This is a genomic window from Paenibacillus campi (genome assembly GCF_034659835.1).
Classification (GTDB): domain Bacteria; phylum Bacillota; class Bacilli; order Paenibacillales; family Paenibacillaceae; genus Saccharibacillus; species Saccharibacillus campi.
In genome coordinates this window covers 1-18,394 of the sequence record NZ_JAXSQZ010000005.1, presented here as the reverse complement: position 1 = coordinate 18,394, position 18,394 = coordinate 1, and the positions used below count along the sequence as shown (strand labels likewise).

General features: G+C 46.8%; 11 protein-coding genes, 7 tRNA genes and 2 rRNA genes. 1 reads left to right on the top strand and 19 read right to left on the bottom strand.

All coding sequences use genetic code 11. From position 1 onward, the window contains the following. Positions 1–174 precede the first annotated feature (174 nt). The 10 genes from U1I11_RS13310 to U1I11_RS13265 all read right to left on the bottom strand — a co-directional run bounded on the left by U1I11_RS13310 (position 175) and on the right by U1I11_RS13265 (position 14,841). The gene (locus U1I11_RS13310; RefSeq protein ID WP_322906624.1) at positions 175–822 is read right to left on the bottom strand and encodes a Fic/DOC family protein; all 648 of its coding nucleotides are present in this window, start codon (positions 820–822) and stop codon (positions 175–177) included. After that, on the bottom strand, positions 809–1,000 hold the full coding sequence (locus U1I11_RS13305; protein ID WP_322906623.1) for a hypothetical protein: 192 nt from the start codon (positions 998–1,000) through the stop codon (positions 809–811). The genes U1I11_RS13310 and U1I11_RS13305 overlap by 14 nt, the downstream gene beginning before the upstream one ends. Before the next feature lie 233 nt (positions 1,001–1,233). After that, positions 1,234–3,432, bottom strand: coding sequence for an alpha-galactosidase (locus U1I11_RS13300; RefSeq protein WP_322906622.1), 2,199 nt, complete (start codon positions 3,430–3,432; stop codon positions 1,234–1,236). 817 nt (positions 3,433–4,249) lie between these two features. Next, positions 4,250–4,426, bottom strand: a complete 177-nt coding sequence (locus tag U1I11_RS13295; protein WP_322906621.1) for a hypothetical protein — start codon at positions 4,424–4,426, stop codon at positions 4,250–4,252. 132 nt (positions 4,427–4,558) lie between these two features. Continuing rightward, entirely contained in the window at positions 4,559–5,275 is a 717-nt protein-coding gene (locus U1I11_RS13290; RefSeq protein ID WP_322906620.1) for an N-acetylmannosamine-6-phosphate 2-epimerase, read from the bottom strand. A gap of 296 nt (positions 5,276–5,571) precedes the next feature. After that, positions 5,572–6,984, bottom strand: coding sequence for a sucrose-specific PTS transporter subunit IIBC (locus U1I11_RS13285; RefSeq protein WP_322906619.1), 1,413 nt, complete (start codon positions 6,982–6,984; stop codon positions 5,572–5,574). Between the two features lie 46 nt (positions 6,985–7,030). Continuing rightward, positions 7,031–8,545 carry a glycoside hydrolase family 32 protein gene (locus U1I11_RS13280; RefSeq protein ID WP_322906618.1) on the bottom strand — a complete coding sequence of 505 codons (1,515 nt, stop codon included), beginning with the start codon at positions 8,543–8,545 and terminating at the stop codon, positions 7,031–7,033. A 900-nt stretch (positions 8,546–9,445) separates the two neighbouring features. Beyond that, complete coding sequence (locus tag U1I11_RS13275) at positions 9,446–10,432, bottom strand: LacI family DNA-binding transcriptional regulator (RefSeq protein WP_322906617.1); 987 nt, start codon at positions 10,430–10,432, stop codon at positions 9,446–9,448. Between the two features lie 308 nt (positions 10,433–10,740). Next, positions 10,741–12,894, bottom strand: a complete 2,154-nt coding sequence (locus U1I11_RS13270) for a DNA topoisomerase III (protein WP_322906616.1) — start codon at positions 12,892–12,894, stop codon at positions 10,741–10,743. Between the two features lie 759 nt (positions 12,895–13,653). Further along, complete coding sequence (locus tag U1I11_RS13265) at positions 13,654–14,841, bottom strand: GNAT family N-acetyltransferase (protein ID WP_322906615.1); 1,188 nt, start codon at positions 14,839–14,841, stop codon at positions 13,654–13,656. A gap of 1,065 nt (positions 14,842–15,906) precedes the next feature. On the opposite strand from U1I11_RS13265, the gene U1I11_RS13260 reads away from it, so the two are divergent. Continuing rightward, a complete protein-coding gene (locus U1I11_RS13260) occupies positions 15,907–16,914 on the top strand; it encodes a ketoacyl-ACP synthase III (RefSeq protein WP_322906614.1) in 1,008 nt (335 codons plus the stop codon). A 115-nt stretch (positions 16,915–17,029) separates the two neighbouring features. On the opposite strand, the gene U1I11_RS13255 is transcribed toward U1I11_RS13260, so the two are convergent. The 9 genes from U1I11_RS13255 to U1I11_RS13215 all read right to left on the bottom strand — a co-directional run. Next, a tRNA-His gene (locus U1I11_RS13255) sits at positions 17,030–17,099 on the bottom strand. Positions 17,100–17,284: 185 nt separating this feature from the next. Next, positions 17,285–17,359, bottom strand: a tRNA-Gly gene (locus tag U1I11_RS13250). Positions 17,360–17,365: 6 nt separating this feature from the next. Beyond that, positions 17,366–17,452: transfer RNA gene (locus U1I11_RS13245), tRNA-Leu, on the bottom strand. Positions 17,453–17,494: 42 nt separating this feature from the next. Then, positions 17,495–17,570: transfer RNA gene (locus U1I11_RS13240), tRNA-Lys, on the bottom strand. Between the two features lie 12 nt (positions 17,571–17,582). Continuing rightward, positions 17,583–17,657, bottom strand: a tRNA-Gln gene (locus tag U1I11_RS13235). 25 nt (positions 17,658–17,682) lie between these two features. Further along, positions 17,683–17,755, bottom strand: a tRNA-His gene (locus U1I11_RS13230). A 35-nt stretch (positions 17,756–17,790) separates the two neighbouring features. Next, positions 17,791–17,866, bottom strand: a tRNA-Thr gene (locus U1I11_RS13225). Positions 17,867–17,917: 51 nt separating this feature from the next. Further along, a 5S ribosomal RNA gene (rrf, locus tag U1I11_RS13220) occupies positions 17,918–18,034 on the bottom strand. Between the two features lie 131 nt (positions 18,035–18,165). Next, a 23S ribosomal RNA gene (locus U1I11_RS13215) occupies positions 18,166–18,394 on the bottom strand; the annotation flags it as partial.

Below are 18,394 nucleotides of genomic sequence, written 5' to 3'. Positions count from 1 at the left end.
ACAAGCTGCCTGGCAACGAGCTACGAACAGTATACATGGCATCATGCGCGGACACAAATCAAATAAAAAGAACACCGTAATGGTGTTCTCAAAGCGTTAAGCAACCCAGCCACTATCTAAAACGCTAGGTTGCTCGACACGCTGAAGATAAAGCTCCTTCTGATCGAAGGAGCTTTATCTTTCTAGTGCTTGAGCATTTGTCTTATATTGCTGGGCAATAGCAGGGTCTGGTTCTTTATTCACTAAACAATTATGTATTTGTTGAGTCAGTGCATCGGTATTGGAGACAGAACGAATCGATGCATGAAGCAACTGTTGCGGATTAGTGCGTTCCCATTCAAGTGCATACCCATTGAAATGCGCCAGGCAGCGAATAAATTCGCGTTGAGTCCGTCCATTACCTTCTCTAAATGGATGCAGTACATTGATTTCAGCCATATAATGAGCTGCACGTTCAGCAAACTTGTCTGCAGGCAATCCGGATAAATTTTTCTCTGCCTTTAACTGACGAAATAAATCCTGTGCCTCATCCTGCATGTACTGCGGCAAGGCAAACGGAAAGTTGTCTTTAGCAATACCTTCGGTTCGCAACTTGCCGGCAAACGAATACACATCTTTGAACAGATGATAGTGAATACTTTGCAGATGCTTTAAATCAAACTTGCCGGCAAGCGGATGCTCTTTTAGTTGAGATGTCCGAAGTAAAGTCATGCTTAGCTCATACGCTCCCAATGCCACAGCATCGCGGATGTTTACTTTATTTTTTAAAACATCTGTACCGGGATAATAGTACCGAGATTGTTCATCATTATACCTTGACACCCGTTGCCATCTCCAATGCCATCTTTTTAAATTGTGCTTCACTAATTTTGCCGGTTAGCTGCTGCTTAACTAGTTTTTCTTGTTCAATGGTTGGGTACATACCTTCAACAGCTAATGTCGCTTTAGCTCCCCGAATTGCCCGTTCTGCTTGTATGTCCGTAAATTTCTTCACTATCATCGCTCCTTCTATTTAAGTCTATACGATATTATACCATTTCCAACACCTTAAAAACATGTTTCCCTCAGTCATATCAGGAGTTTTCGGTATTGGATCAGCTGCTATTTTTATGTCGTCATCAACCAAGAAGATATAAAAAAAGACTGTCGAAAAAGTCTCGACAGCCCAAGCACACCGTAATGGTGTTCTCTTTATTTATTCATTTCTTTTACTATTGCATACTCCCGCCCGACTCATTCCGCCCGAAACGAGAACAACGTACTCTGGAAATCACCATAACGCTCTGCCAACGCAATCCCGTGATACATTAGCTCATCGCCATAATACAAACCTTCAGCAACACCATTGACGCTCATCCGATATTGGCGCTCTGGATCAAGCCCTTGCAGCTTCAACCGACGCAGCGGCGGATTCGGCTCAGCCAACACTTTAAAATAACCGGCAAATGCTTCACTTTGATCGCCAGAAACGAACATCCATGCCGCCTCATTGCCAGCGAACGGGCTAAGCAAACGGTAAAACTCGCCAAATTGAATGAGTTCACGCAATTGTTTATACTGTTTGACCTGTTCACGTACTTCTTGCTTTTCTTCATCTGTCAAACGAGTCAAATCCAATTCATAACCAAAATTGCCCGACATCGCTACATGACCGCGCGTCGCAAACGAAGTGATGCGCCCAACCTGATGGTTTGGCACTGCCGATACGTGTGAGCCCATCGCACTTGCCGGATAGACAACGCTTGTGCCGTACTGTATTTTCAGTCGTTCAACCGCATCGGTATCATCACTCGTCCACGTTTGTGGCATATAATACAGCATGCCCGGATCAAAGCGACCGCCACCACCAGAGCAGCTTTCAAACAGCACATGTGGGAATGCGGTCGTGATGCGCTCTAACACATTGTACAGACCGAGCATATAACGGTGCGCTGTTTCCCGCTGGCGTTCCCCTGGCAACAGAGCAGAGCCGATTTCGGTCATATTGCGGTTCATATCCCATTTGACATACGTAATCGGTGCAGACGATAACACTTTACTGATCGAATCAACGATATAATCGCACACATCGGCGCGTGACAGATCAAGAATGAGCTGCTCGCGTCCCATCGTACGGTTACGATCCGGCACATGCAAACACCAGTCTGGATGTGCACGATACAGATCGCTATCCGGCGAGATCATTTCCGGTTCAAACCAAAGCCCAAATTGCATGCCAGTATCGACGATATGTTGTGCCAACTTGCTCAATCCTTCTGGCAGTTTACGACGATCCTCCACCCAGTCGCCAAGCGAGGAGCGATCATCATCCCGATGACCGAACCAACCGTCATCCAGCACGAACAGTTCGATGCCCAGCTCTTTGCCGGCAGCAGCAATTTGTTTAATTTTTGGTGCATCAAAATCAAAATACGTCGCTTCCCAATTGTTAATCAAAATCGGACGAACGTTATCGCGATGCTCGCCACGGCTCAATCGAGTACGATATAAGCGATGATATGTGCGTGATAATGCACCTAGCCCATGAGCGGAATACACAAGTACCGCTTCCGGTGTCTGGAACGATTCCCCCGGCGCTAATTGCCAGCTAAAATCAAACGGTGACAGCCCGATTTGCATCCGTGTTGTGCCAAATTGCTCCACTTCCACCTGTGCCACGAAATTACCGCTGTATACTAGACTCATCCCGTATACGCCACCATGCTGCTCATCCGCACCTTTTTCAAGCAATGCAATAAACGGATTGTGCTGATGACTGCTGGAACCGCGCTTGCTTTCAACACGCTGCAAACCTGGCGCCAGCTTGCGGTAATGCATATGACGCTCACGCACCCAGGCACCGGACAGATGCAACATTTCAAATTGATCGGCACCAAAATCCACACTGCTGCTCAATGCGCGCTCAATCGAAACCGTTGCTGTCCCTCCATTACGCAGTCGCACCGAACGGCTAATCGCATTCAATTCATTAAAGACCGAATATTGCAATACCGCTTCCACACCGGTCAATTCATCTTGCAGCACAATTTCCAATGTATCGGCTTCACTGTTATGCTCTACATACGTTGCCGGCAAACCTTCCAGCTTTGGTTTGCCAAGCGTAATCCGGTGGCTAACATAATGCAGATCGCTCACAGTCGACCCGTTTGAGAGCGCAATTTCAACAGCAGGCTCGCGATAATCACCGCGTCCATACCCCGGATATTCCTGAGGCAATGTATCAAACGAAAATGTCCGATCTTCCGCATAATAATTAGGACTAAACGAACAGCGCTCAATCCGGTGTAGCAAACTGCTAACCGAAGGCTGACGCAAACGCGGTCCCCAGTATAAATGAGCAGGATGACGACCATGAACAAGCTGAATCACATAGCTGGTCGCATTCGTTTGCAAATGAAAAATCTGTTGATTTTGGTCAAATAAAATAGGCATAATTGTGTTCCTCCTATATGATGACCGGTACAGCAAACAGGTTTGTGTGCGAAGTTGTAAAACGATCGATAACAGTATGGATGGCAATCACGATTCATTGCAGCCTTATGCTAGTTTCCATCCGGCTCATCCAGCAAGCAATCGATGCTGCTCTACGCTTCTCGTCTGTTGCAATTGTAAACAGTCATAACACTGTGCTGCCCGGCTCTTACTATAACGCTTACATTCTCATTGTAGAACGAGCGACGGCGAAACAAAATGGCATGATCCATTATTTTCATGGTTCCTTGCGTTCCTTGCGTTCATTGCTGTTCGTATTACGATCCACATACCGACGAAGTGATAACTGCGCTCGCTACCGCGCACAACGTGCTTCTCTTATCGACATCGCCCCTTTGGATCATGCCCCTTTTACCGCAGCGACCGCTTTGTATTGGTTTGCTCCAGCACATTGACCAAGATGAATTTGAATGTTGAATCTGTTTTAAGATCGCATGGATCAGAATTTCAGTACACAATCAAAGTTCAAATTTAATCGGGTCTGCATAGTAGGCTGGCAACGGGCAAGTAATGAGCAATTAGAGATGCAGACAGCGCAGCAGCAAACACTAGATGTGTTATATTAGACAAACAACATAATCGCACTCAAGCTAGCTGATCCATAAAATTTCTCGCCCACTTGCAAAAATGAGCGTTGAAATGACCGCTTGCCACGTATATAATAAGGGCATAAGTCAGTTTAGTTGTATGTGGAAAAGCCCCGTCGCGGGAACGACAGGGCTGGGACACAAAGCCTGGGAAACCACGGCACGCAATTCTACTCAAAATGAGCAGAAAACCCACCGAAGGCTCTGAACCTTACTCGGTGGGTTTTTTCTTGTGTTTGAACACGCGGCGGACGATCCGATACAATTTGCGCGCTCAGTACGATACTAAGCGCTGCGGCAAATGCTTTTAAAATATCCACCAGCTCCATCAAAACAAGTGCGATCATGGCGTCACCTCCTTATTGAAGGCTATGCCGTGATCGCCCCACCGAAATGCTCTATGTCTTGCTTACAGTATACACGAAATTCAATGTACAAGCACACTTTTTAACGTTATTAAAACGTTATTACGCATCCAACTATCGTTCCGTCACGGAAGTGGATTGCACGCTGTTCATCGTTTCCACAAACCGCTCTGTAATTTGCTGTGGGCGTGTGATCGCACCGCCGACAACGACGCTGTATACGCCCAACTCCAAACAGCGCGCCGCCATCTCTGGTGTCAAAATATTGCCTTCCGCCACGACGGGAACACAAATCTGCCGTACCATTTCTTGTAAAATGGCAAAGTCGTCCGCATACACTTTCTGCCCTTGCGTATAAGCGGTATACCCGACTAGTGTAGTCGACACCAGCTCAAAGCCGAGACGCTCTGCTTCGATCCCTTCCGCTACCGTTGACACATCCGCCATTAGCAATAGTTGCGGATGATGAAGTCGAATTTGGCGCACTAGCTCCGCCAGCTCCATGCCGTCCGGACGCGGACGACAAGTAGCATCTAGCGCCACAATCTCACAGCCAGTCGTTGCCAGCTCTGCTACCTCCTGTAGCGTCGGTGTAATAAAGACCGGATGCTCGCCATAATTGCGTTTAATAATGCCGATGACCGGCAGCTCCACTTGCTTGCGAATTTCGATAATATCGTCCACTGAATTGGCACGGATGCCTGCCGCTCCGCCCTGTTTGGCGGCAAGCGCCATTTTCCCCATCATCCATGCACCGTGCAGCGGTTCATCCGCAAGCGCCTGACAAGATACGATCAATTGCTGTTGTAAACCGAGGGAATCTAGCTTCATCTGTTCATCACTCCTGTTCCATTTGTCAAACCACGATGCCTGTTCGAAAAAAGGGGGCATCTACGTCTACATACCGATTTCCATATCACCTTATTTATGCTTAACAATAACAAATCTGTTTACAAATAACAAAACAACGCCAACAAGCAGGCACCCTCCTAATCGATGGTTACCTGCTGTTAGTTCGTAATTTTTGATGTATCGTTTTGCTGCGTATGCCCGTTCATCGTACGTGTTCATAATCATACGAGCGGCTGCTTTATTGCTCAAGCCGATACTTTTTACCGGTACACTGCTTATTTCCCGGCAATTTTCAGATCATTCAACATTTTATCATTAAACCCGAACAGCCATGTGAGCACAAACCCGACCGCGATCGCCACCCCATTACATAAAATATACAACGGCAACTGTGCGTTTAAATAGAGCAATGTGCCCGGCAATACCGTAATCGCCATCCCTGTACCGGCGAGATGGAACAATGACGCCAAAAATCCGCCTGCCGCTCCGCCAATCAAGCCCATCACAAATGGTTTCATATACCGCAAATTCACCCCAAAAATCGCCGGCTCCGTAATACCGAGGAATGCGGACAATGACGATGGCAGCGCGAGCGCTTTCAACTTTTTGTCTTTTGTTTTCAGACCGACCGCCAAACATGCGGCTCCTTGTGCCGCCATCGCACACGTAATGATCGCATTAAACGGATTTTTGCCCGTACGCTCCAACAACTGAATTTCCAGCAAATTAAAAATATGATGCACACCCGTCACCACGACGATCTGATGCAGCCCACCGATAACGATACCAGCAATACCATACGGCAAATTCAGTACAGCTGTCGTCGCATTCAGCACCACTTCTTCAAGCGAGTGGAAAATCGGTCCAATCGCAAACAGCCCTAGCGTAATCATAATTAGCAACGTCAAAAATGGCGTCAAAATCAAATCAAGCGCTTCCGGAATGCGCTTACGCAAAAATCGTTCCAATTTCGCGCCTAGCAACCCAACCATAAATGCCGGCAAAACCGAACCTTGATAGCCGACGACCGGAATAAAATCAAAAAAACGCAGCGCTTGCGCCGAACCGTCCGCTACCGAGTACGCATTCGGTAGCGCAGGGTTAACTAGCATTAAGCCGAGAATAATACCAAGTACCGGACTGCCGCCAAACACACGGAATGCTGACCAGGCAACAAGCGCTGGCAAGAAGGCAAATGCCGTATCTGTCAGCACCTGTGTATATAACAGGAAGTTAGGTGAGATCGTTTCTTTGGTCATACCGAACAGCGCCAAAATTTCAGGCTGTGTAAGCAAACCACGCAATCCCATAAACAAACCGGTCGCCACCAGCACCGGAATGATCGGCACAAACACATCACCAAACGTACGAATCGCTCGCTGGAAGCGGCTACCTTGCTGTTTTGCCTGGCTTTTCACTTCTTCTTTAGTCGAGCCGTCCAGCCCCATTTTCTCCATTTCCTCATAAATCTGATTAACCGTACCGGTTCCAAAAATGATCTGGTATTGCCCGGAATTGAAAAATGCGCCTTTCACCTTGTCTATATTTTCGACCTTTTTTTGATCGATTTTGTCTTTATCATTAACCATAATTCGCAGCCGTGTTGCGCAATGCGCGAACGAAGCAATATTGTCCTTACCTCCCACCGCTGCCAGCACTTCATTGGCAATTTCATCATTTTGCGCCATTTTGATTCATCCTCTCCTACCCATTTTTACGACTACGGCAACTTCATTACATTTGCTTGGAAGGATACTCCCATTTTTCAGCATGAAGCTTCACCTGTCCAGCCTCAGCGACAAATACGATGCCTTGACTACTATGCTGCGGGAAAATACGGCTCGTCAATACCGCCTCTCCATCATTGACAAAAATCTCAACCGACGATACATCTACAAATAAATGCAGCCGCTCCAACTCACGTTCCAGCAAAATGGTGCGTGTCGTGCCATATGCCTCGGCAAATGGCTGCCCGGACAGCGAGCGATCCAGCGTCAGCCGACGACTGCCTGCTTCATAGCGCAGTACGGTGCGCTCACACTCCCCTGTACGTAACTCCAAGCCAAAAGTAAGCGCGCCGGCGTCGCCTGCATACCGATCATTCGCATCCCACTGCAAGCGACAATCCAGCTCATACGTTATCCCGCTCAAACCGTCATACTGACTGCGTCCTTCCGGCAATAAACCAGCCCATTCGACCTTCTTACCACGCTGTAATGCAAGCTCTGGCACAGGCTTTTGCAGCAGCACACCATCCGCTCGCAGTTCCAACTCACGCGGCAATGTCAAACAATGCGCCCATCCATGACCATCAGTCGGGTAATGCGTATCCGGCAGCCCCATCCAGCCTACGAGTATGCGCCTGCCATCAGGCCTTGTTGTCGTTTGCGGAGCGTAAAAATCAAACCCATAATCCAACTCGCGAAACGAACCATGTTCCAACTTCAGCTCAGGCAGTGCCAGCGGTTTTCCGCTCACATAGCCGGACTGATAAATATTGCGGTACTGTTCCCCCTCAGCAGCTAGCCCTTGAGGACAGAACAACAGCACCGCCTGCCCGTTCATTTCCCAATAATCCGGACATTCCCACATATAGCCAAACTGTGGCAGCGCGGTTTCCAACTCACCGAGCAGCTCCCAATCCACCATATTAGGTGAGCGATACATCACAATCGCACCGGACAAATTACTGCGCTGCGCTCCGATTACACAATAGAACGAGTCGCCATCGCGCCACACTTTGGGATCGCGGAAATGCTCGGTATACCCGGCAGGCACCGCAGCGATCACCGGTTGTTCCAGCTTGCATATATGACCGTTTTGATCCATCATCGCCACACATTGATAAGAATGACGCTGCCATTCTGTATTACGCGTATTGCCTGTATACATCAAATACAGCTTCCCCTCATACTCGATACCGCTGCCGGAATACGCACCATGCGAATCGAACCAATCTCCCGGTTTCACCCCGATCCCACAATCGATCCAGTTCACCAAATCGGTTGATTTTAAATGATACCAATACTTCATGCCATGATCCGTACCAAGCGGGAACCATTGATAAAATAAATGATAATACCCATCATAATAAGCAAATCCATTCGGATCGTTTAGCAACCCCATCGTCGGCTGAATATGATACTGCTGACGCCACGGGGACGCCTGAATCTTTTGTAAAAGCTGCTCGATTTCCTGCTGCTCTACCTCGTCTAATAAGCGATATTTCTGTTCTCTCGTCATTTTCATCGTTATCTCCATCTATACGGAACCGGTTCCAATTTTATTAAAAAAATAATCTCTTGCAGGCTTAGCGATCTGTTCGCAAATCATATGGGCTAGGGCGTATACACAGTACAAGTAAATTCCCTCGGTGAAAGCCCCTTTACTCCCGTACTTGTTGATGCTATACGTTACGAACAGCAGTAGCAATATCGGTTAATTCGGCTGCTCTACTCCCGTACTTGTTGATGCTATACTCTAACAAGCTGATTATTTATTTCCTATTCAGACTAGGCACTGTCTTCAAACCTTCAGCATTATCATTTTATTATTCAAGTTGATCGCGTTTTAAGTGAGTCAAGCTACGTATACAAGCATAATCTAATGAATAAACGCATCGAACTGTCTAGAAAGCCGTTTAAAGACACGCACTAGTACTTTGACCAAGTTAAATGCTAATTTTGACTGCATACTGAAATGCTGCTCAATACGATCTTAAAACAGATTTAACACTCCAATTATTCTCGGTCAAAGCATTAGCAATCTCTAAAATTTTATGAGCAATTACTTTGCTTCCACTTGCGCCATCAAGATTGTCGTTGCCTTTTTACGTATAAACAGGAACCGGTTCCAATCGATTTTAAATAACAACTGATTCCTTGAGGAGATCAGTTGCTGGTTGTATTCAAATTGGACACTGGCTGTTCATATACGTTATGTTCATATACGTTATGTTCATACACGTTCCGTTCATGCCTGTTCTTGCAGCTTCCCTATACTCCATCTCGTTGTGCTTGCCTGATTATTGCATATCGAATCAAGCCTAATTAACTGCAAATCCATTCCAAATTCTCGCTTTATCATCGATCACTTTGTATCCGATTACAGCGATTTGGAACCGATTCCAAAGTTATTATAAAACCGCTTTCAGCATTTGTCAACGCTTTCTCGCTGCAACAATTCATAATCCATCACGGTGACCATTTGTACATGCTGACGATGTACCAATTTTACGATGTCCTGTGCGGCAAGCTTGCCTGCTTCTTCATACGGATAACGTATCGTAGTCAGCGCGGGATGAACTACTTCCGTCACATCATAACCACCAAAACCGGTTACCGATAGCTGCTCTGGAATGCGAATGCCCAGCTCATGCGCCGCCTTCATCACACCAAGCGCAATATTATCGGTCGCACAGACGATAATCGTCGCATCAAGCGGTTTCTGTAACAGTGTTCGTGCATATTGGCGTGCATCAAACATACGAAAGCTTGTCTCATAATAAGCAATTGTACATTCATTCGTTTCTTCCACCGCCTGTGTAAAGCCTTGCTTTCGACGTACACCTACTGCAATATCCTGCTCGGTCACACCGAGATAAACAAGTCGACGATGCCCTTGATCGAGCACATAACGTCCTAATTCATAACTTGCATCATAATCGTTATGGATCAAACTATGAATCTGCTCATGCTGCTGACCGACGAGCAGCACCGGAATATTAGTCGTACGGATCGCTTCCAGATGCGCTTCGGTAATACGCGCTGCCAGCAAAATAATACCGGATATTTTCTGCCGTGCTAATTCGTAAATCGCTTCAATTTCGCGATTCATATCTTGACTCGTATTCGTAATCAGCATCCGACAGCCTTGCTGACGCAACTGATCATCAATGCCCATTAACGTATGGGAAGTCGCAAACGAATCCAGCCTAGGCACAATCGTACCGATAATATTAGCTGTTTTTGCTTTTAAGCTCTGTGCGAACGTATTCGGCACATATCCTGTTTCTTTGATCACCTGTTCAATCTTGTGGCGTGTCGCCACACTGACCGAGCCGCCGTTTAAATAACGGGATACCGTACTTTTCGCCACACCGGCAATACGGGCAATATCTGCAATCGTCTTGCTCATGTTAACCTCCAGAAGGACGCTCCATTTGAAGCGCCCGTGTGATCGGCTATTCGCCTGTTATTTATAACGAAAAATGGTGATGGTGATGTATACTGTACGAATGTAAGCTTACGTTTGAGTATATGTTCTAATCGCTTGCCTCTACAACATCGTCCAGCAGTTGTGCATCTTCCAAATATTCCCCAATGCGTATATATAATATACGCCTTTTACAGCCTAATCCCTGCATCATAACAAGCTTCTGCTCGCTTAAGCAAACAATATTTTTAATTCGCTTGCCATACGCTCCCCTCCTGGAATGATCATCGTTATTGCGACTTATTTTGCAGAGCCGCTTTAAGCAAATCCCCCAAATTCGAGCCAAATTCCTCTTTTTGCTGAAATTGCTGCACTAATTTTTGCTGTTCCCGCTTATTGACTGGACGACCGCCGTCCTTGTTTAACTTTTCGGTAATGCCGCAACCAAGACATTGCACATATTTGCCTGACTTGCCGTCTTTAAGTTCCATCTTTTTATGACATTGCGGGCAGCGACGCTGGGTAAGCTGCTTTTCCGTCGAGCGTCGATACCCACAACCGTCAGCCGGACAGACAAGAAAGGTGCCACGCTTGGACTTTTTCTCCAACATACGTGTATTGCAATCCGGGCAATGACTATGGGAAAAATTATGCGGCTTATACTCCACCTCGCTCGTCTTTACACCACCAACAAGCGAAGCTGCCATCTCACGAATGCCTTGTAAAAAAGGCTCTGCTTTCCCCTGACCACGCGCAATCCGCTCCAACTCCGCTTCCCAACGTGCCGTCAGCTCCGGTGTACGCAGTTCAGGCGATACGAGCTCGATCAACTGGGTTCCTTTGCCAGTCGGATGAAGCGAATGCCCCTGACGCTCAATCGTATCGGATGCAACAAGCTTTTCAATAATATCGGCGCGTGTAGCAGGCGTGCCCAAGCCATGTTTTTCCATACGCGATAACAACGCTGCTTCCGTATAGCGCTTAGGCGGCAATGTACGTCCAGTCTGCACTACAGTGCGCCGAATCATCAACACTTCACCTTGCTTTAGCTCTGGCAGCGACTGCACCGTCTGCCCCTGCTCACGTTGTGCGGACGCAGTGTCATCCTGCTCCTCGTCCTCATCGTCCGTCCATTGCTCGCCATAGACCGCTTTCCAGCCACTATCTTTTACGGTCACGCCGCTCGCTTGGAACGTCTCTGCCGCCGCTTCGATCATCACCTGTACCGTATCATACCGTGCAGCTGGATAAAAGAGACTAATAAACCGCCGCACAATCAAATCGTACAACTTACGCTCATCTGCGCTCAGACCGTTCAGCAGCACCGTTTCTTCGGTCGGAATGATCGCATGGTGATCGCTTACTTTGCTGTCATCCACAATCCGGCGCGTCATCGTCAGCTTGCCGCGCAGCAATGGACGTGCGAGCGGTGCATACGGGCCGACAGCGATACTCGTCAACCGTTCTTTGAGCGTATCGATCATATCAGACGTAAGATAACGCGAATCGGTACGTGGATACGTAACTAGCTTATGCTGCTCATACAGCTTTTGCAGCACATTGGACGTATGCTTGGCTGAAAATCCATACCGGCGATTTGCATCCCGTTGCAATTCAGTCAGATCATAAGCAAGTGGATGAGGCTCTTGACGTTCGCTCTTTTTTACATTGGCAATTCGAGCCTGTTTGCCTTCCAACTTCTGTTGCAGTTGCTGTACCGGTTCAGCTTCAAACAGCCTACCGTCTCCTTGCTTGCTACGCCAATGTGCACGAAATTCGCCCAAATCGATGTACAATGTCCGATAATCTTGCGAACGAAAGCTACGAATTTCCTGTTCGCGCTGCATAATCATACCGAGCGTAGGCGTCTGTACCCGTCCTGCCGATAACTGCGCATCGAATTTACACGTCAGCGCACGCGTCACATTCAGCCCAATCATCCAATCCGCTTCTGCCCGGCAACGTGCTGCTTCGTACAAACGATCAAATTCCTTCCCCGGTCGCAACTTATTAAAACCGTCCCGAATCGCCCGATCCGTCTGCGATGATATCCATAACCGCTGAAACGGCTTTTTCCAACCTGCCAGCCCGATAATCCAGCGTGCCAGCAGCTCGCCTTCACGCGCGGCATCGGTGGCGACGACAAGTGTACCTACATCGTTTCGTTTCAGCAGATGCTGGACGGTTTTGTACTGCTGCGCACTTTCACGCAGTACTTTCAAACGCATCCGCTCCGGCAAAATCGGCAAATCTTCCAAATTCCATTTCTGATACTGCGGATTATAATCCTCCGGCTCCGCCAACCCAACCAAATGCCCAAGCGCCCATGTCACAATATAAGTCGGCCCTTCCAAATACCCTTTTTGTTGCTGCTGACTACCTAGTACACGTGCAATCTCCCGTGCCACAGACGGCTTCTCCGCCAGTACAAGCGTTTTACTCATCGTATTATCTTCCTTTCCTGCGGTTGCTGTATATCCAAACGTTTCCTCCGCTTCAGTTGAAACTAGCGCTCCACTATTCCAGTTCAATTTAATCTGTATATTTCCAGGCTCTTATTAGGGCGTGTCTTCAAACTGCTTTACAGATCGTTCGATACGGGTAGTTTGCGTCAGACTAAGCTATACCAGGTCTTATTTCTGACCGTTGTGAACAATAAAATAATACATAAGATCGTTTGAACACATCGCCTAGTAGGCTGTCTCAAATGAATGTATCGCCTACCTATCTAATAATCACTCGATTATGCATACGTTAAAGTGCGTTCACACTTGATTTTATTTAAGCCAATCTACTACACACATTATGCGACCAATCATGTACAGGTAAACTGGCTTTTCTAAATGTAACACAACTTCTGCACCGATGCAGACGATTATACCGGCTCCGTTCAACTTCCATCACGATCGCCAAAGATTGAACGATCCACACCTATGCCGATCTGCGACCACCATAAGCCCTGTACCACCATAAATACACATACAAAATAAACACAAAAAGCCTTCTCTCCCATCCAAAATGCCGCACAATAGATACCCGCTCCCACCAGGTAAACGAACATCCATTCACAAGCCCATTTCTCATGGCAAAAAAGACTTTTTGACTGCTTATCTTCATCTATCCCATTTGATCATCATCCGCACCACAAACACATGTCCGACCAATCAATCCATAATACAGCCCTATCAACGATTCGTTACCGCTCAAAAAAAGTCCATTAAATGCGTCCCGCGCTGCGGAATAAGTCGTTCCAACAATTGTACAGCCTGCTGATTTCCATGCAATTGCTGCCAGCGATACAGCTCATGTGGACGCTTATAGCCGAGCAACAACGCTGACCATACCCGAATATCCGCCTGCAAATGAACAACATTTGCCGACTGCTGCGAGCGCTCCACGTCCGCCACTTGCTCCACTGTCGCCTGTCCATACTCATCCCATACGATCCGCCAAATGCCATCATTCCAATCTGCCACCCGATCGCTCACTGCAATCGTTAACTGTCCGCCAATCCCTTTTGCAAACATATACTGCTCTACAAACGTCGGCATACTGACGATCCTTGCCATAAAATAAGGTATCCGTTGCTGATCAATCCGAGGGTCTTGCAGCAAATACGGCAACCCATCATCCATTGGCGCGCGCAGCTTCACCTGCTGCACCATCGAATCATGATTAGAAATATACGTCCATAGCCCCTGTCGCGCTTCCTCTGTCGTATAAGCAAGCTCGCTAATATTCATTTCTTTATCGGCAATCGTGTACAACACATATCCCTGTGCCTGCCCATCGGCTGCATAATAAACAGCTGTACGTATATTTTCTGCGCGAAGCTTTGCAGATTGCCACCATTGTGGATCACGCACAAGTGTACCGTTATATTCGCTCGCATATTGCTCATAAATCGCATTCAGCAGCTCCAAATCACGCACATCACGTTTGATCGCTCCGTCTGTTTGCACTTTTGCAGGCAGCAATGCCGTCGGAATCGTATATTGCATATATTCCGCATACAGCTCCCAGCCGTATTTACGATAAAATGGAAAATAAAATGGATGCAAAAACGAAACCGACTGCCCCTGCTCCCGCATCAGCTGCAAAACATGACGAAGCAGCTGATCGACTAGTCCTTGACGGCGATTTTCCGGCCATGTAGATACACCTGCTATGCCACCCATAGCTATTTTTTGCTGTTGTATGTAAGTTTGAAATGGAATTAATTGTAATTGGGCTTGCAGCACCCCATCCGCAAAAATCCCCCATACTCGCTCCGGCTGGAACAACTGACGCGCCCGCTCCATCTCCTCCGCACTTGGCTTATACTGAAAAGCATACATCGACAACTCCATATATTGCTCAAACTCATCTGCCTTTAACTGCCTAATCTCCAAGTCATTCTCCTCCATTCTATAATTAGCTTTCATTCATCCTCACGATTGCCACCCAACAAACCTAATGGGCTGACACAGAATAAACGATACGATAACATATGTTTTCAAACTGCTGGAAGCAACGTATTATTTTCGCCAGACGATATGATCCTATTGAGCATACTGTCCATTACATTCCAACTATTTTAATAGATGAACTGATAAGTATAGCGATTTGAAAATACTGCCTAGCACATTGACCAGCACTGTCTCCAACATCATAACAGACTTTTATAAGCGCTACCAATGCAAGCGATCATCTGCCTTTTTCCGAATCCTATTCATATTCGCAAACACTTACATCGCCATATTGTTCTGCCACTTCATTATTTCTAGTAGCCTGTCTCCATACCGAGTCAGATTTGAATATGCCTAAACTTGTCCATCTTCAAACAATTAGGAAATGCACATATACTAAATTAAAATAAGACGAGTTATACATGAAATTTAATAGCGTATAGCATCGCTATTAAATAACACTATCATGAATTACAATTTCTATTTACTTCATCTTAAATATTTGTTAATATTAGCACCAGATACTAATACCAAGTATTAATTCAATCTCACAGCTACTTTCTTTTTTTGCTATATTTTATTGATACAAGCCTGTTACTTCTAGTAGCTTGTCTCAGATGCATTTATGGTGTGTCTATCTCATCATCGCTTGATCATGAATGCGTTCAGATACGTTCGAACTTGATTTTGCTTGAGACAGCTTAGCGGATCGTAAAGGATCATAACCTAAATAAACCGTACTGAATTTTTCCATATCGGCTCTCCTATGTATTATATATTTATTTGTATTCATCTCAACTAACAAACAACTTTTGCATATGAATGAGATAGTTTGTATCCATGCATGCACAGCTACCACTGACAATCCTTTCATGCAAAATGAACACTTCTATCCCACTACTTGTCCATTCATCATACAATGGAAACACGTTGCATTTTTGCTCCATGCTTGCTTTTACCGCAACCCGCTACATTATAGCCCTACAACTACAAAATGAGGTGACCTAGATGATTTCATCTACAGCTCGTATTACTGCTCTTGGAACATATGTACCCGAACAACGACTGACCAATGCCGATTTGGAGCAAATGGTCGACACCTCAGATGAATGGATTGTCCAGCGCACCGGGATGCGAGAACGCCGAGTCGCAGCTCCTGATCAATTTAGTTCGTCACTTGGCATCGAAGCTGTACAGCATTTGCTTACCCAATACCCGGTCAGTGTGAACGAAGTTGAACTAATTATCGTCGCTACTACGACTGCGGATTATGTATTTCCGAGTGTAGCGGCACAGATTCAAGCGCATTTTCATATTGCCGGCGCAGGTGTATTTGACCTGAATGCAACCTGTGCCGGTTTTGTATACGCGCTGCATATGGCAAACAGCCTAATCACTGCGGGAATGCATCGCAAAATTCTCGTTGTCGCCAGCGAAACGATGACCAAAACGCTAGATTATACCGACCGCAGCACATGCATTTTATTTGGCGATGGTGCCGGTGCGGCACTGGTCGAGTACGATGCCGATCATCCTAGCTTTATCGATACGATCATGGATAGTGATGGCGGTGGCGGACAGCATGTGTATCGCAGCAGCCTGTCCAACGAGATTAGCGGTATACCAATGGAAGGTAATGGCAATATTTATCAAAATGGACGCGAAGTGTATAAATGGGCAGTACGTACCGTACCACAAGGTGTGCGCCAGTTGCTTGAACGCAATCAACGTACAACCGAGCAAATCAATTGGTTTATTCCCCATAGTGCCAATTTGAAAATGATCGATTCCATTTGCGAGAAGTCTGGCATCCCATTTGCACATACGCTAACAAGTGCCGAATGGTTCGGCAATACTTCCTCTGCATCGATTCCGCTCGCCCTACAACAAGGCATACAAGATGGAAAAGTACAAGCCGGCGACACATTACTGATGTACGGCTTTGGTGCAGGACTAACCCAGATGGGCATGCTGCTTCAATGGAATCCTACCATCCAGCGTACCCATTCACAATAGTACAATTCCATACTGTATACGCTTATAAAAACGTCTCTTTAAACGAACCCATTTTCCATACAGAAAGAGGCTGCTTTCTACGTCATGTTGACGTGAAAACAGCCTCTTTTTATGAAGCGGGTGATGGGATTCGAACCCAAACTCCGGTTGCATAACCGAACGTTCTACCACAGAACGACACTCGCGGATCAGGAAGTGAAGGTTTAACGCAATACGAATACAGGGCAACAATATCATTCATCCAACATCGCATCTGTCCCAAAGTACCCATTCAAGCCTTAAACCCAAAACAAAAGCGCCCTCGATCAGGATAAAAGAAACAAATACTACATTTCTCCTCTGCCCATTCTGGCACCTACTGAAATCTATATGGAGCGGACGACGGGAATCGAACCCGCGACCCTCGCCTTGGCAAGGCGATGCTCTACCGCTGAGCCACGTCCGCATAATATGGTGCGGTCGAGAGGACTCGAACCTCCACGGGGGTAAGCCCACACGGACCTGAACCGTGCGCGTCTGCCAATTCCGCCACGACCGCATATTACACAAGTAAAACTATTCAACCATCTGTAAACACAAATGGTGAGCCATGAAGGACTCGAACCTTCGACACCCTGATTAAAAGTCAGGTGCTCTACCAACTGAGCTAATGGCTCATATAAATGAAATGGCAGGGGGTATAGGATTTGAACCTATGCGTGACGGAGTCAAAGTCCGTTGCCTTACCGCTTGGCTAACCCCCTACGATATAAAAAAGAAAAAATAAAGGGCGATCGACGGGAATTGAACCCGCGAATGTCGGAGTCACAGTCCGATGCGTTAACCCCTTCGCCACGACCGCCACAATGAAACATCCTATATTTCCTCAAAAGAAAATGGTGCCGGCGAGAGGATTTGAACCCCCGACCTACTGATTACAAGTCAGTTGCTCTACCAACTGAGCTACACCGGCATAAAGTAAGGTTTTCACATTTCCAATGAAAACCTTAAGGTAAAAAATGTTGCTTGGCGACGTCCTACTCTCCCAGGACCCTGCGGTCCAAGTACCATTGGCGCTGGAGGGCTTAACGGTCGTGTTCGGGATGGGTACGTGTGGAACCCCTCCGCCATCATCACCAAATCTTAGTTGTCGAAGCCTAGGCTTCGTAAGTATCTTGAACAAGAAAGTGAATTCCTTGGTACAAGCTACCCCTGACAGGTGTCGATCACCTGAAAACTGAATCCGAAACGAATCATCGCGTATATAGAAGATAGGATAAGCCCTCGACCGATTAGTATTGGTCAGCTCCATGCATTGCTGCACTTCCACCTCCAACCTATCTACCTCGTCGTCTTCAAGGGGTCTTACTGACTTGGGAAATCTCATCTTGAGGGGGGCTTCACGCTTAGATGCTTTCAGCGCTTATCCCGTCCGCACGTAGCTACCCAGCGATGCTCCTGGCGGAACAACTGGTACACCAGCGGTGCGTCCATCCCGGTC